The organism is Fictibacillus sp. BK138 (assembly GCF_004216955.1).
Lineage (GTDB): Bacteria > Bacillota > Bacilli > Bacillales > Fictibacillaceae > Fictibacillus.
In genome coordinates this window covers 1426835-1441249 of sequence record NZ_SGXL01000001.1, presented here as the reverse complement: position 1 = coordinate 1441249, position 14415 = coordinate 1426835, and the positions used below count along the sequence as shown (strand labels likewise).

At 37.8% G+C, this 14415-nt stretch carries 13 protein-coding genes and 6 tRNA genes; 2 read left to right on the top strand and 17 right to left on the bottom strand.

Annotated elements, in window-relative coordinates; translation table 11 throughout:
- Window positions 1-227: 227 nt before the first annotated feature.
- The 7 genes from phoU to EV282_RS07025 form a co-directional block, all read right to left on the bottom strand.
- The gene (phoU, locus tag EV282_RS07055; protein WP_130294923.1) at window positions 228-887 is read right to left on the bottom strand and encodes a phosphate signaling complex protein PhoU; all 660 of its coding nucleotides are present in this window, start codon (window positions 885-887) and stop codon (window positions 228-230) included.
- Between the two features lie 23 nt (window positions 888-910).
- Window positions 911-1720 (bottom strand): phosphate ABC transporter ATP-binding protein PstB, encoded by an 810-nt coding sequence (gene pstB, locus EV282_RS07050; RefSeq protein ID WP_130294922.1) that lies wholly within the window; start codon window positions 1718-1720, stop codon window positions 911-913.
- Window positions 1721-1742: 22 nt separating this feature from the next.
- The gene (pstA, locus tag EV282_RS07045) at window positions 1743-2621 is read right to left on the bottom strand and encodes a phosphate ABC transporter permease PstA (RefSeq protein ID WP_130294921.1); all 879 of its coding nucleotides are present in this window, start codon (window positions 2619-2621) and stop codon (window positions 1743-1745) included.
- On the bottom strand, window positions 2621-3577 hold the full coding sequence (gene pstC, locus EV282_RS07040; protein ID WP_413466118.1) for a phosphate ABC transporter permease subunit PstC: 957 nt from the start codon (window positions 3575-3577) through the stop codon (window positions 2621-2623). Before pstC ends, pstA begins: the two co-directional genes overlap by 1 nt.
- 99 nt (window positions 3578-3676) lie before the next feature.
- Window positions 3677-4636 carry a PstS family phosphate ABC transporter substrate-binding protein gene (locus tag EV282_RS07035; RefSeq protein ID WP_130294920.1) on the bottom strand — a complete coding sequence of 320 codons (960 nt, stop codon included), beginning with the start codon at window positions 4634-4636 and terminating at the stop codon, window positions 3677-3679.
- Window positions 4637-4865: 229 nt separating this feature from the next.
- Window positions 4866-6920: a penicillin-binding transpeptidase domain-containing protein gene (locus EV282_RS07030; protein WP_130294919.1), complete on the bottom strand. Its 2055-nt coding sequence runs from the start codon at window positions 6918-6920 to the stop codon at window positions 4866-4868.
- 122 nt (window positions 6921-7042) lie between these two features.
- Window positions 7043-8320: an MFS transporter gene (locus EV282_RS07025; protein WP_130294918.1), complete on the bottom strand. Its 1278-nt coding sequence runs from the start codon at window positions 8318-8320 to the stop codon at window positions 7043-7045.
- Between the two features lie 100 nt (window positions 8321-8420).
- On the opposite strand from EV282_RS07025, the gene EV282_RS07020 reads away from it, so the two are divergent.
- Window positions 8421-8696 (top strand): hypothetical protein, encoded by a 276-nt coding sequence (locus EV282_RS07020; RefSeq protein ID WP_130294916.1) that lies wholly within the window; start codon window positions 8421-8423, stop codon window positions 8694-8696.
- Window position 8697: 1 nt separating this feature from the next.
- On the opposite strand, the gene EV282_RS07015 is transcribed toward EV282_RS07020, so the two are convergent.
- The 9 genes from EV282_RS07015 to EV282_RS06975 form a co-directional block, all read right to left on the bottom strand.
- Window positions 8698-9309, bottom strand: coding sequence for a superoxide dismutase (locus EV282_RS07015; RefSeq protein WP_130294914.1), 612 nt, complete (start codon window positions 9307-9309; stop codon window positions 8698-8700).
- A 215-nt stretch (window positions 9310-9524) separates the two neighbouring features.
- Window positions 9525-9600: transfer RNA gene (locus EV282_RS07010), tRNA-Phe, on the bottom strand.
- Window positions 9601-9737: 137 nt separating this feature from the next.
- A tRNA-Ser gene (locus EV282_RS07005) sits at window positions 9738-9830 on the bottom strand.
- Between the two features lie 7 nt (window positions 9831-9837).
- Window positions 9838-9914: transfer RNA gene (locus EV282_RS07000), tRNA-Ile, on the bottom strand.
- 32 nt (window positions 9915-9946) lie between these two features.
- A tRNA-His gene (locus EV282_RS06995) sits at window positions 9947-10022 on the bottom strand.
- Between the two features lie 21 nt (window positions 10023-10043).
- Window positions 10044-10120: transfer RNA gene (locus EV282_RS06990), tRNA-Met, on the bottom strand.
- Between the two features lie 4 nt (window positions 10121-10124).
- Window positions 10125-10199, bottom strand: a tRNA-Asn gene (locus tag EV282_RS06985).
- 152 nt (window positions 10200-10351) lie between these two features.
- Window positions 10352-10834 (bottom strand): DUF456 domain-containing protein, encoded by a 483-nt coding sequence (locus EV282_RS06980; protein ID WP_130294912.1) that lies wholly within the window; start codon window positions 10832-10834, stop codon window positions 10352-10354.
- Between the two features lie 78 nt (window positions 10835-10912).
- Complete coding sequence (locus EV282_RS06975) at window positions 10913-12517, bottom strand: Na/Pi cotransporter family protein (RefSeq protein ID WP_130296923.1); 1605 nt, start codon at window positions 12515-12517, stop codon at window positions 10913-10915.
- A 191-nt stretch (window positions 12518-12708) separates the two neighbouring features.
- Between EV282_RS06975 and EV282_RS06970 the strand changes: the two genes are divergently transcribed.
- Window positions 12709-13251: a DUF1189 family protein gene (locus EV282_RS06970; RefSeq protein ID WP_130294910.1), complete on the top strand. Its 543-nt coding sequence runs from the start codon at window positions 12709-12711 to the stop codon at window positions 13249-13251.
- A 288-nt stretch (window positions 13252-13539) separates the two neighbouring features.
- Here EV282_RS06970 and EV282_RS06965 read toward each other — a convergent pair whose 3' ends face one another.
- On the bottom strand, window positions 13540-14415 hold the full coding sequence (locus EV282_RS06965; RefSeq protein ID WP_130294908.1) for a DUF1002 domain-containing protein: 876 nt from the start codon (window positions 14413-14415) through the stop codon (window positions 13540-13542).

Below are 14415 nucleotides of genomic sequence, written 5' to 3'. Positions count from 1 at the left end.
TTTGTTTACTGTTCTTTTCAAAAAGATTATTGCTGCTGAGAGATTTTATCATTGAAAAGTGAATTGGAGTGGAAGGGCGAGACTCCAGCAGGATGAGTGGGACAGGTGAGACCGTTCAATGTCGCAAGGCGACGAATGGGCTCACCGCACACCCTGCGGAAAGCGAGTCCTGCAACGGAATTTCACCACTTCCATAAGCTACGAAGCTCGTTTAAAAACAGCCTAGTTTAATCATTCAATCCGTATCGCTTGCCTTTTACTAAGAAAATAATACTCTCAGCAATGTTCGTTGCATGATCCGCAGTACGTTCGATGTATCTGCATACAAACAACAATTGGCTAATCTGCGAAAGGTGATCAGGATTCTTGGTCATTAACTCTAGAAGCTCTTTAATAATTTTCCCGTATGTTTCATCAACGAAATCATCCATATCTGCAAGTTCTTTTGCAAGGGCAACGTCTTCTTCCACGTAAGCTTTAGTAGCCACAGTCAGCATCTTAATCGCATGTTGCGCCATTTTTGGAAGTTCTTCAAGAGGTTTAATCAACTCTTGTTTACCGATTCGAATCGTAGATTTTGCAATATTTACTGCAAAATCAGCCATTCTTTCAATATCAGATGAAATCTTAATAGCTGCGATAATTCGTCTTAAATCTGATGCTACAGGAGCTTGTTTTGCGATCAAAAGGATTGCCAAATCATTTATCTCATCTTCTAAGACATTAATTCTGTTATCATTTTCAATTACTTCTAATGCTTTATCTAGATCTTGATTTTTTAAAGCTTCTACCGATTCAAGCAAAGCTTCTTCAGTTAGCTTTGAAATCTGAATAACGGCTTGTTTCATTTCTTCTAATTGAAGCTGAAAATTTTCACGAACAACCATTTATCCCACTCCTATTCCTTTTATTAGCCAAAACGTCCTGTAATATAATCTTCTGTTCGTTTATCAGTTGGATTTGAGAACAATGTGCTGGTATCTGTGTATTCTACAACTTCCCCATTTAGGAAGAAAGCTGTACGGTCTGAAATACGAGCTGCTTGCTGCATGTTATGTGTAACGATAACAATGCTATAATCCTTTTTCAACTCTTGTACAAGTTCCTCAACTTTTAATGTAGAAATGGGATCAAGTGCAGATGTTGGTTCATCCATCAAGATTACGTCTGGTTCAATAGCAAGACAGCGTGCAATACATAGACGCTGCTGCTGACCGCCGGATAATCCATAAGCATTCTCATTCAGACGATCTTTAACTTCATCCCAGATCGCTGCGCCTCTTAAGCTTTTTTCAACCACTTCATCCAGTACTTTTTTATTTTTGATGCCATGGATTCGAGGTCCGTAAGCTACATTGTCATAGATCGATTTTGGGAATGGATTTGGCTTTTGAAACACCATACCTACTTGTGTACGAAGTTCTTCTACACCGTATTTAGGATCAAAGATATTTTTTTCTCTGTAAACAATTTCCCCGGACATACGAACGATCGGAACCATTTCCACCATTCTGTTCAGTGTTTTAATAAAAGTTGATTTTCCGCAGCCAGACGGTCCGATGATTGCTGTAACTTGCTTTTCAGGTATATTAAATTTAATATCTTTTAGGGCATGATCCTGTCCATACCATAAATTCAAATTATTTATTTTAAAAACAGGATTAAATTCCTGCTCTTTTTCTACTTTTTGAACTAATTGCTTATTAATTGTAATATCCATGTTTTTGTCCTCCCTCTCTCAGTTAAAAACGCTTGTGAAACTTGTTACGGATATAAACAGCGATTGAATTCATGATCAGTAAAATAATCATTAGAATAATAATCCCACTTGCAGCCAGCATATGGAAATCTTCTTGCGGCCTGCTAGTCCAGTTGTAAATCTGTATTGGAAGAACCGTAAACTGTGAAAACAGATTTTCTGGTACAAACGCTACATAAGCTAGAGCGCCAAGGACTAATAATGGTGCTGTTTCCCCTACTGCACGTGATAAAGCTAAAATGGTACCAGTCAAGATTCCAGGAAGAGCAGCAGGAAAGACAATTCTTCTAATCGTTTGCCACTTAGTAGCACCCATTCCGAATGAAGCTTCTCTTATTTCTCTTGGCACCGTTCGAATGGCTTCTTGAGATGCTACAACAATAACAGGAAGTATTAATAGACTCATGGTTAACCCGCCAGCTAGTACACTTGATCCTAGCCCAGCCAAGCGTACAAAAATAGTAAGTCCAAGTAATCCAAATACAATGGAGGGTACACCAGCTAAATTCGATATATTAATTTGAATAAATTTTGTAAAAGCATTTTTCTTTGCATATTCCTCTAAATAAATTGCTGTGCCTACGCCAAGGATAAATGATACTGGTGCAGTTACTGCCATAATCCAGATCGTTCCTAACAAAGCAGACCAAATTCCTGCACGTACCGGCATTCTAGAAGCAAAGTTCGTTATAAAATCCAAGCTTAAATAAGGTAATCCATCCGATAGGATTCTATAAATCAATACCCCTAATACAAGTAAAGAGAAGCATGTTGCAAGAATAAAAAGAAATTTAGCAAATCCGTTCGCCGCAATTCTGCTTCCCATTCTCTTTTTAACGAACTCTTTATTAATCAAAGCCATTAATATTCCTCCCTAAACTTGCGAGAAATAAACTGAGCAAGTAAATTCATTATTAACGTGAAAACAAACAATGTCATCCCTACCGCATAAATACTGTAATAAATCGTCGTTCCATATCCAGTATCTCCTTGGCTGACTTGGACTATATAGGCAGTCATTGTCTGAATAGATTCTGTAACATTGATATCTGCAGTAGGTCTTGACCCACCAGCAATAGTAACAATCATCGTTTCACCGATAGCTCTTGAAATACCAAGTACAAAGGAAGCAATAACACCAGATAATGCGGCTGGTAAAACGACTTTCATTGCAACCTCAAAACGGGTTGCTCCTAATGCCATTGCACCTTCTCTCATAGAATTTGGCACAGCATTCATTGCGTCCTCAGATAACGAAGCAATCATAGGTATAATCATAATTCCAACAACAATACCTGGGCTTAATGCATTAAAAATGGAGATTCCTCCAGGGATGATCTTGTCTAATAACGGTGTTACAAATGTGAGCGCAAAGAATCCGTAAACGATTGTAGGAATCCCAGCCAATACTTCTAGAATAGGTTTAATAAACTTTCTCGTTTTAGCTGATGCATACTCACTTAAATATATAGCTACAGCAAGACCTACAGGGATTGCAACAACCATAGCAATGGCTGTAATAGTCAAAGTACCCATGACCAGCGCTAGGATCCCATAGTCTGCATTTTTGTCAGCAGTAAAAGGAAACCATCTTGTATTTGTAAAAAATTCAACGATTGAGATTCTATTAAAAAAAGTAAAAGTTTCTGTTAGTAAAGTAAAGACAATACCTAATGTAGTAAAAATAGATATAATTGCACAGATCAAAAAGATTTTTGGAACTACCTTTTCCATTACCGCCGATTGACTTCTTGAAGATTTATTCTCCTGAATCATGGAGCGGATCGATTTTTGGTTTGATTTATCTCTTGACACCAACAAGCCCTCCTATAATTCGATAATACTAAACAGGTGAAAGGTGAGGAGCAGTAATTCTCCTCACCCTTATTATTTTGTTAAGTTATTCCATAAAGAAATTTATTTACCTGCAAGTTCATCGAGCTTTTTCATTTGCTCTTCGTATTTTTCCTTTGGAAGAGACACGTATCCGATCGTATCAGATGATGCAAGCTCACCAGCATTTTCAAGAGTAAACTTCATGTACTCATAAACCGCTTCGTTCTCTTTCACTGATTTGTTGTTCACATATGTGAATAGCGGACGTGAAAGTGGAGCATATTCACCGGATTCTATTGTTTCTGGATTCGGTTCAACAGGACCATTTCCGCCATCAATAGGAACAGCTTTTAATTTATCTTTATTTGCCTGGTAGTAGGCATAACCGAAGAATCCAATCGCATCTTTAGAACCCGTTACACCTTGCACAAGAACGTTGTCATCTTCAGAAAGCTGAGCATCACGACGCATAGGTTGTTCTTCAAGGATTACTTCATCGAAATAGTCAAATGTTCCAGAATCAGTACCAGGAGCAAAAACTTCAATTTTTTCCTTCGGCCATCCTTCACGAACGTCAGCCCAAGTTTTTGCTGCATCTTTTTCAAGGAAAATCTTTTTAAGTTCGTCTACTGTAAGGTGGTCAATAAAGTCATTTTCCTTTGAAACAACAACTGATAAACCGTCTTTTGCAAGTTCAAATTCTGTAAATTCAATTCCTTTTTCTTTCGCTGCTGTTTTTTCTTCTTCCTTAATTGGTCGAGAAGCGTTTGAAAGATCAAGTTCTCCACGAACAAACTTTTCAAAACCACCACCAGAACCTGAAACTCCAACTGTTGCTTTCACATCAGGATTCGCAGCTTGAAACTCTTCAGAAACAGCTTCCATGATTGGGAATACTGTGGATGATCCATCAATTTTGATTTTTCCGCTTAGATCTCCGCCGCCAGCTGCTCCATCTTCGCTCTTATTTCCACAAGCTGCTGCGAAAACTAAGATTAGTGACATTACAGCTAATAGGTACACAGACTTCATTTTCTTCATCTTGATAGGTCCCCCTAAATGTAATTTTCAACTTTTTCATGTTAGAGACTTTTATCTCTCGGGCCATGAATCCCGTAAAGCTTGTTTCTTTCTTACACTTACTACAATAAACCTGGAATATTAATTAGGTTTTAATGAATTGTAAAGAGATTGTTAAGACTGAATTGCAATTGAATATTTCTATTCTTTTACTTGTTTCCTAAAACTATACAAAAAAAAACCGCACTGATTAGCGCGATTCTTTCTCCTCGTTCGTTTGTTTAGATTCAGGATTAGTTGGTACCCCTTCTTTTTTCATTGAAAAATATGCGTCGAGAACACCTTCTGCGATCTCATTGTTTGTATAACCTTCTCTTATGTCTGGTACAACTACCGCAAAAGCCACTTCAGGGTTTTCGTACGGTGCATACCCGATTAGTGTTTTGTTAACTAAACCAGTTTCCTTATCGACTTCTGCCGTTCCGGTCTTCCCTGCAGGGTTGTAATCTTTGTTTTTAAAGATCCAAGCCGCTGTTCCATTAGATCCATGCATTACTTCGTAAAATCCTTTTTGAACGACTTCAATGTCACTTGGGCTCATTTCAATTTTATTTATAACATTCGGTTCAAAGCGATATTGTAGTTTACCTAGTTTATTCGGATCTACAGATGGTTCTCTTATCTCTTTTAATAAATGAGGCTGCATTCTTAAACCGCCGTTTGCAATAGTTGAAACATATTGTGCCAGTTGCATAGGTGTATATGTGTCAAATTGTCCGATCGAGAAAAACATAGCTTGGAACAATTCATTGCTCATTCCAGTGTTATAGCCTGTTGCTTCAGATGGCAGGTCAATACCCGTAGGCACACCAAGACCAAATTGACTATAAGAATTCCTCAGAATTTCAAAAGCTTCTCTAACATTATGTTCATTAAATCGTTTGTTTGAGTAATCATAGCCTGAAAGACGCATCGCAATATGCCACATAAAAACGTTTGATGATCCTTCTAATGCTTTTACTGCATCAACAGGTCCCATATTCGCATGTGATTTTAATTGTCTTCCATCTCCGAACTTGAGCGGAGCATCGTTTATTATAGTATTTCGATCAATTACACCTTCATGTAATCCAGTTAAAACAGTAGCTCCCTTAACAGTTGAACCCATCGCATAAGAATGGTAAATGTTACCGAATGGAATATCACTAAATTTGCCTGTCTTCCGATTATACTCTTTTCCAGCCATGGATAAGATTTCGCCTGTATTCGGATCCATCATAACAACATAAGCATTTTTTAATTCTTTGTTGTCATAAGCATACTTACCTCTAATAGCTTCTTTTAATTTTTCTTCGATAACCGTTTCTACTTCTTGCTGCAGTTCCATATCAACCGTTAATACAAGATCACTGCCTCTTGCACCATCTTCTTCGACCGGATCACCGACCGGATTCCCAACTTTATCCGTTACATATTTGATCTTTGTTTTCGTGCCACGCAGAACCGATTCGTATTGCTCTTCTAAAAAGCTCGTACCAACCATATCATTTCGGTCATTACCTCTCGAAGTGTAATAATCCATCTTTGATTTGGGAATTTGTTTCACCTGTCCAAAAATATCCCTAAAGGATTCTTCAAATGGATAAGACCGTTCTGCATCAGGTTTTATATCCACACCTTCTAACTCAGGAAGGTGTTCACTGATCAAAGCGATTTCTTCTTTGGTTGCACCAATTTTTATTCTTTGTGGGGAAAGTGTATACCCTCTATCCATTTCACTTTTAATCGCCAGCACTTCAAGCTGCTGTTCTGTTAATGAATCAATGTCTTTCTGAGTTACTTTTTCAAGCATTAAATCATAAAGCTCTTCTGGAGGAGTATTTTCATTTTCAGAGGTGGAAATTCTCTTTTTCACTTCTCCTTCATTTAAAAAGATAAAATAGTCCTTTTTATCTCGTTCGGTTAATTCTTCTGATTCTTTTTCGATCAGTTCTGCGAGCTTTTTCGCGATTTCGTGTCTTTTTACCGCGTCAGCTTCACGCGTTCTTGTGTAAGTGATCGAGAAAACTGGTTCATTATCCACTACTACCCGATAGTTCGCATCAAACATTTTGCCACGTGGGGCATCAAGCTTTGTCGTAACATTTTCAGTCAGATAGGCAGTCCGTTTGTACTCTTCACCTTTGACAATTTGTATGTAGCCTAATCTTAATACAAGCACTGAAAAGAGAAAAAATACCGATAAAAACAAGGCATTCATTCGAATCGGTACATGATTTTTCTTTTTATTTGATTTTGTTTTCATAATATTGTAAATCTCCCTTTAAAACAGCAGAGACACCTTTAAAAAAGGTGTCTTAAAGCCAACCGGTTATTATCTTCACATAACAATAGTATCCTTAGACTAGTTCGTATGTCAAAAGTTAATTATTGTTTATTTGGATTATTGCCATCTTGCTGAGTCTCAGCAAGTTCTATCGTTTGATTGGTTGGACTAGATGGTACTGATACATTTCTTAGACAAAAATAGATCAGAAAATGCCCCGCACCCAGTATTGGCAATAGTAGCGGAATACCCTCTTCTTCTGAAAGAACATTTATGACAAGCAAGAATATAAGAATTGAAAGGATTCTTCCTGCATTAAGGAAAAATTCCCGAACTACAATGTACTCAATTCTTTTTTCGTAAATCCCCCGGCATTTCCCAATGATGTCATACGTTAATGAAACATAAGGAACAAGAAGAAGCGGATAAGCGATAGATACAGATATACCGTAAATTATAAGCAGAGTGAAAGAAACAGGTACAAGAAGCATAAATGGAGAGATGAACAATAATAAACCGCCAGCGAATATTCCTTTTTTCCTATGCCATGGCTTTAGATAATGAGAAACGATATAGTATCCAATAAATGACACGAGCGATTGAACAAATCCGAATGTTCCAAGTGCAAATTCGCTCTGTGAGGTCGTGTAAACCCAGATTACAATCAAGAAAACAAATGTCCCTTCCCGCAAACCCTGAAAGAAATGGGCATTTAATAACTGGAACCAAGCTTTGTTTTCTCGTCTTTCTTGAAAAACTTCTTTTAATCCAAAATGCCCATCGGCTTTCCTTCTTTTTAAAAAGAAACTGATTACTACAGCAACTAGGAATAAAACCATTGAAATGGTAAAAATGGTTTCATATCCTAAATGTTTGTCCATCCTTGTAATAATAAATCCTGCGCTTAAAGGACCAATCATACCAGAAAACGAATTCAATACACCCAGGTAGCCATTAAAAAAATCTCTGGTCTCAGGTTCAGTTACTTCTAACGTCAGAACATTAAAGGCAAGCCAATAAAATCCAAGACCGAAACCTAACATAGCCCCTAACGCAAACAAATAATGACTTGCAAGGGAACCCATAAAAAGAACACCTATATAAAACAACGCAAGAATGACAACACCAATCCTTAACACAATGACCCGGTCAATTTTTTTAGCGAACCACCCAGCCAAATAAAATGCTACAGGCTGCATGACTACAATTGATAAATTATAGAAAGCGATATCTGTCAGTTCACCGGATTGCTTCCACAAAAAAATGTTAACAAATGTGTTAGATAAAGCCGTGCTTAACGTAAATAAACCGCCGACAAACAGAAGTAAAAAAAGATCTCTAGGGTATTGGTCGTCCTCCATGAATTTTTTCCACATCATGTTATTCGCCCCTTTACATATCGTCGTTAGTGTCTTTCAAGAGTAAAAGAGCTATTCATCATTTAAATAATTGGCTTTTATTGTATAAGGAGACAGAAATATGTTTGAATATTGGATTTATCATAATGAGGATTTTGCTTTACCCTTGGGGCTAGAAGAAGATTTATATTCGCGAAAAAGTGAAGAAGCTTCAGAGAATAACGGGGACCGTATATGGCTTTTTAAAGCAAAAAACCTTTTTGTCATTCAGTCAAATATCCCTTTTGGAGACGGAAATTTAGTACTCGATGATTTACTAATAAAATTGGCAAAAAATTACGAGATCCATGATAAAGGCATAATAAAAAGCTGCCGGGATGCCAGCAGCTTTCATTAACTTATTTTGCTTCGTTATAACGCTTTTCAACTTCATCCCAGTTTACTACATTCCAGAACGCAGCAATGTAATCAGGACGCTTGTTTTGATATTTCAAATAGTAAGCATGCTCCCAAACATCCAAGCCAAGAATTGGTGTCTTACCTTCCATAACTGGATTGTCTTGGTTTGGAGTGCTTGTAACTTCAAGCTCACCATTGTTTACAACTAACCAAGCCCAGCCAGATCCAAATCTTGTTTTACCAGCGTTTGCAAACTCCTCTTTAAACGCTTCAAGGCTTCCAAACTTGCTGTTGATTTTATCAGCAAGCTCTCCAGATGGTGCGTTCGCTCCGCCTGGTGCGATCACTTCCCAAAAAAGACTATGGTTAGCATGTCCGCCGCCATTATTTCTTACAGCCGTTTGAATGTTTTGCGGAAGAGAGTCAAGGTTTGAAAGAATGTCTTCTAGAGACTTACTTTCAAATTCAGATTGACCCTCAAGAGCAGCATTAAGGTTATCAACATACGTTTTGTGGTGGCGACCGTGGTGGATCTCCATTGTTTCTTTGTCAATATGCGGTTCCAATGCGTTTGATTCATAAGGTAATGCAGGCAGTTCAAATTTAGCCATGTTCATTTCCTCCTTATAATATGTAATGTTTTTATTTTCATTTTCAAGGATAATCTTGAAAAGTGAAACCATTTAATCAACTTACTTGTTTAAAAAGTGACTTAACAATTTTACCTTATCAAATTTAGTCTAAACTTTCAATTCTTAAACACTGTACCCTTTTTTATATAACAAAAAAACCTTACGATAAACGTAAGGTTTAGTATGTATACATATGGTGGCTCGAGACGGAATCGAACCGCCGACACGAGGATTTTCAGTCCTCTGCTCTACCGACTGAGCTATCGAGCCAAAAATTTTCAAAACCAAATTTTTTGGTCTTATTTAATTACTGTGTCTCTTCCTCTACACGTTTCTCGTCGGAATGTATCCAGCGAGACAACAGTATACTCGTGCTGTAACGTTCGTAGCTATCGAGACAAAAAATATGGAGGAGGTAGAGGGATTCGAACCCCCGCGGGCTGTTACACCCCTGTCGGTTTTCAAGACCGATCCCTTCAGCCGGACTTGGGTATACCTCCTCGACTTTGGTGGACCCTGTAGGACTCGAACCTACGACCAATCGGTTATGAGCCGACCGCTCTGACCAACTGAGCTAAGGGTCCATGTGAAAATATAGGTTATGTAAAATTAGAAATGGGGCGGACGAGGGGAATCGAACCCCCGAATGTCGGAACCACAATCCGATGCGTTAACCACTTCGCCACGACCGCCATCGTGAAGAAAAAACATTTTGGTAGCGGCGGAGGGAGTCGAACCCACGACCTCACGGGTATGAACCGTACGCTCTAGCCAGCTGAGCTACACCGCCAAAATGGCTCCACAGGTAGGACTCGAACCTACGACCGATCGGTTAACAGCCGATAGCTCTACCACTGAGCTACTGTGGAATAATGAATTAACATTATTTAAGGACAAGAACTACTATAGCATGTTGCCTTGATTAATGTCAATAACATTTTAAAAGTTATTCAAACGAACAGATGTACTTTTTTAGAACAAAAATAATATAGCATGCGAAAGAGGATTAAGCAAGGTCGATTTATAGTACTTGGTAATAAAAATAACCGATCATTAAAGCCTGCGTAAATACTTTGATGATAGTCGTTCCTACAAAAGCCAGAACAGTCCCTATCCCAATCGAAACTGCAGATTTAAAACCCGTTTTATGGAAAATCAGTTCAGCAAGAACAGCACCTAAAAATGGACCGATGAGTATTCCTGCTACTGGTATAACGAATGGACCAACGATCAGCCCTATTGTACTTCCCCACAACGCTGCTTTAGAACCGCCTTTCTTTTTTACCGCATAAGCATTACCTACATAATCTACAACAAACAAGCTGATCAACAATAAGACCTGAATGATAATAAATAATGGTGAAAATGGTTCAAAAGAAAAAGCAATTCCATAAATGAAGAATCCAGCTGCTAAGAATAATACTCCTGGCAGGATTGGGTAGACCAATGCTAAAAAACTGATAACAAATACAACAGCTATTAATGTCCAATATACCGTTTCCATATTATTCACCTTTCACCTTTGTAATTGATGCGAATGCAACAAATAAAAACCAGGAGAAAAAACTCTCCTGGTTTTAGTTTACTTCTCTAATACAGCTTCTGCAATGTTAACTGCATGGTCACCTATTCGCTCCAGATTACTAATGATATCAACGAATACGATACCGGCATTTCCATCGCATGCACCTTCGTTCATCCGAATAATATGTTGTTTGCGAAGCGTGCGCTCCATTTTATCTATCTTATCTTCTTGACTAAGAACTTCTTTCGCAAGATCAATATTGTTTTCTTCCAAAGCTTTTACAGCTTTATCAACTGTAGATACAGTCAACGTAAACATCTCATCTAAATCTCGTTTAGCAGTATCTGTAAGGCGCACATTATTACGAAGCTGATAATCCACCAGCTCAATAATGTTTTCCATATGATCACCAATACGTTCAATATCACGTGAAGTATCAAGAAGCATAGAATGTTCGTTTGATTCTTGAGGTGTTAATGGATGCGCAGATAATTTCACAAGATAAGATGTGATCTGGCGGTCTAAGTTATTTATGGCTTCTTCATATTGAAGAGCTAAATCAGAATTCTTTTTATCTTTTTCATTAAGATAGGCAATTGCTTCTTTTAAACCAGCTTGTGAATAGTTAGCCATTCTGATGATTTCCTGTTTAGCCTGGCTGATCGCCATTCCAGGTGAAGTTTCTAGAACGATCTCATCAAGATGTTTGGCTTTGTACTCAATTAACGTATCTTCACCTTTAATGATTTTGGTAACTATTAATGCGAGCAATCCTATAAACCAGAACTGTATCAACACGTTTGCAACGTTAAACGTACCATGTGCAAAAGCGATCTGCATGGCTGGTTCTAAGTCTAATTTTCCTGATAAGAATTCAATATAGTGTCTAAATGGAACAAGAATGATTAAGAATACTAAAGTTCCAAGCAAGTTAAAGATAACATGCGTTAATGCAGCACGTCTTGCTGCAACTGTTGTTCCGATAGCTGCAAGAATAGCAGTAATCGTAGTACCGATATTGTCACCAAACAAAACAGGTAAAGCGGCTTTTAGATCAATCATATTTTGTGAATACAGTTCCTGTAAAATACCAATCGTAGCACTTGAAGATTGAACAACTACCGTAAATAAAGTACCAATGACCACACCTAGTATTGGGTTGTCACTCATTGATACCGTCAGATCCTGAAATGCTTGAAGACTGCGAAGAGGCTTCATTCCGTCACCCATAAGTTCAAGACCTAAGAAAAGTGCACCGAATCCAAATGTAATCTGCCCGAAATAGTTGTACTTCGGATTTTTAAAGAAGAAGATCAAAATAGAACCAATAGCAATAATAGGCAGCGCATATGCACCCACATCAAACCCGATTATGAACGATGTCACCGTTGTTCCGATGTTCGCACCCATAATTACTCCGATAGCCTGACGTAATGTCAAAAACCCTGCATTAACTAGTCCGACTGTAAGAACGGTTGTACCAGAACTACTCTGTATTAATACTGTTACAAATATTCCCGCTAAAACTCCCATAAAAGGATTTGTCGTTAATTTATCAAGTATATCCCGCAAACGGTCTCCAGCAGAGTTTTGAAGACCTTCTCCCATATACTTAATACCGAATAAGAAGATCCCCAGTCCTCCGATAAATTGAAATAACATCTCTTGATAATTCAATATTTACAGCTCCTTATTATCCATCTTTTATCGACCTTTGCCATTATCTCGATTTGTGTGGTTTATGTAAATAAAAACTCGCAATTTGTAACATTTCCTTTACAATCAATTAGATATTGTCGGATTTAAGTGCTTCATGTACACTAAAAAAGCCATACTGCAAAGGAGCTTTTTAAATGAAATTACATATTCGATTTTTAAAAAGTTTATTTTCTGCAAAAGCCATTTCAAATTACCGATTATTCGGAGTTGGAAGCACCATAATATATGTTTTGTCCTTAACTTTTATATGTATACTTCCTGTACTCTTAGTTTTCTTGTTCAATTTATTTGCCGCGGAGGATAAACCACTACAAAATTTTCAAAACTATGGCCTAAACCCGGATCAGATGCAGGAATTTGCTTCTTCTGTAAACGGTGTATTACCTATTATAATGATCGTCATTTACCTAGCGATGTATATCCTATTTTCAGGTATATTGTTTTCTGGAGTATCCGTATTGTCAGGAATCGGTCTTTCTCTTTCAAAGTTATTCAATAAAAAACTTTCATACCGGCACTTATGGGTTATGTCTTGTTATTCAATTACCCTTCCCGTGGTATTATTAACAATCATCTTTTTAGTGAATGTTCATATCCCCTACTCATTTTTCTTATTCTGGGTTCTCACCTTTATCATTTTGGCTAGTGCCATTTATAAGTCTCCAGGTAAGAAATAAGCTGTTTTCGCATACATTGCTTTTGAAAGTAGTTGATTTTCCGCTCCAGGCTGCTAGCTTTCCGCGGGGAGTGTCCACCTGACCATTTCAGAATGAACCCTTGCTCCTGCGTCTACCGATGTGAGTTTCCTCGTCGCATGTCTAGCGAGAAGGTTGGGAGGTGGTAGGGCATGCACCTTGCGCTCCAACCAACTTGTATATGATGAGAATTGAAAAAGCCAGAAGCAACTATCTTTTAGAAAAGAGAAAAAATAAAAAGCGGCTGAGCAGCCGCTTTTTATAATGCCTTTATTTAAATAGTGATTTGATCGCTTCGATTAATGCGCTAAGAAATTCAAGAATCTTTTGAATAAACGATTGTGTCTCTTCTTTATTTAAAAAGTCTCCTAAGTTTTCACTTATGTTCTTCAAATCACTTTGAAGCTGATCCCAGTCAATATTCAAGTCTTTCATTTTATTAAAGAGAGCGATCAGTCCATTTAATTCTTCTTCGGTAAGTTCGATTCCCATATCCTTCGCAACTTTTTCGATTAATGCTCGAAGATCGTCCTCAGATTGTACCGGATTTTTTGCAATTTCTTCTTTTACTCGAGTCATCAGCTCGGTTGCTTCTTTTGCGCCAATTCTTTCCCCAAGCTCTGCAGTTTTCACCATCTCTTCATTTGCTACCTGCTTTTGAGCTTCTGGTATTTCGATCTGCGCTGTTGTTTCATATGCTTTAAGAATTCCAGTTAATGCTGCGGTTCCAGAAACTTCAAATGGTGCTGTTACATAGATTTCTGCATCTGTAACTCCTGCAGTAGTCAATGCATTCATATACATTTCTTCAGTCACCCAGTTGATATTGTTCGTTTCAACAGAAAGCCCCTGATCTTTTTCACCTACTGTAATTTTAGAAGATGATATAGCCTTCGAACCAATTTGAGCTTTCGATATATAATCACCTAAGTACTTGTGTTCTTCTTCATTTGTTACCGTTACGGTTTGGACATCAGCTGGCACATCCATCTCTTTTAAAAGAGAATTCTTCTGTTCGTCTGTAAGATTTTGTCCAAGCGTGACGATTACATCTCCTGGAGCTGCATCTGCAAACATCTTTAATGGAGCGATTAATAAAGCAGCAGCCATTATTGAAAGCAATGCAAATATTTTTGCCTTTTTCAT

Bases quoted from the DNA above. Each gene is read 5' to 3' on its own strand.
- phoU (WP_130294923.1), bottom strand. From the start codon at position 887: ATGGTTGTTCGTGAAAATTTTCAGCTTCAATTAGAAGAAATGAAACAA.
- pstB (WP_130294922.1), bottom strand. From the start codon at position 1,720: ATGGATATTACAATTAATAAGCAATTAGTTCAAAAAGTAGAAAAAGAG.
- pstA (WP_130294921.1), bottom strand. From the start codon at position 2,621: ATGGCTTTGATTAATAAAGAGTTCGTTAAAAAGAGAATGGGAAGCAGA.
- EV282_RS07035 (WP_130294920.1), bottom strand. From the start codon at position 4,636: ATGAAGAAAATGAAGTCTGTGTACCTATTAGCTGTAATGTCACTAATC.
- EV282_RS07030 (WP_130294919.1), bottom strand. From the start codon at position 6,920: ATGAAAACAAAATCAAATAAAAAGAAAAATCATGTACCGATTCGAATG.
- EV282_RS07025 (WP_130294918.1), bottom strand. From the start codon at position 8,320: ATGATGTGGAAAAAATTCATGGAGGACGACCAATACCCTAGAGATCTT.
- EV282_RS07020 (WP_130294916.1), top strand. From the start codon at position 8,421: ATGTTTGAATATTGGATTTATCATAATGAGGATTTTGCTTTACCCTTG.
- EV282_RS07015 (WP_130294914.1), bottom strand. From the start codon at position 9,309: ATGGCTAAATTTGAACTGCCTGCATTACCTTATGAATCAAACGCATTG.
- EV282_RS06980 (WP_130294912.1), bottom strand. From the start codon at position 10,834: ATGGAAACGGTATATTGGACATTAATAGCTGTTGTATTTGTTATCAGT.
- EV282_RS06975 (WP_130296923.1), bottom strand. From the start codon at position 12,517: ATGTTATTTCAATTTATCGGAGGACTGGGGATCTTCTTATTCGGTATT.
- EV282_RS06970 (WP_130294910.1), top strand. From the start codon at position 12,709: ATGAAATTACATATTCGATTTTTAAAAAGTTTATTTTCTGCAAAAGCC.
- EV282_RS06965 (WP_130294908.1), bottom strand. From the start codon at position 14,415: ATGAAAAAGGCAAAAATATTTGCATTGCTTTCAATAATGGCTGCTGCT.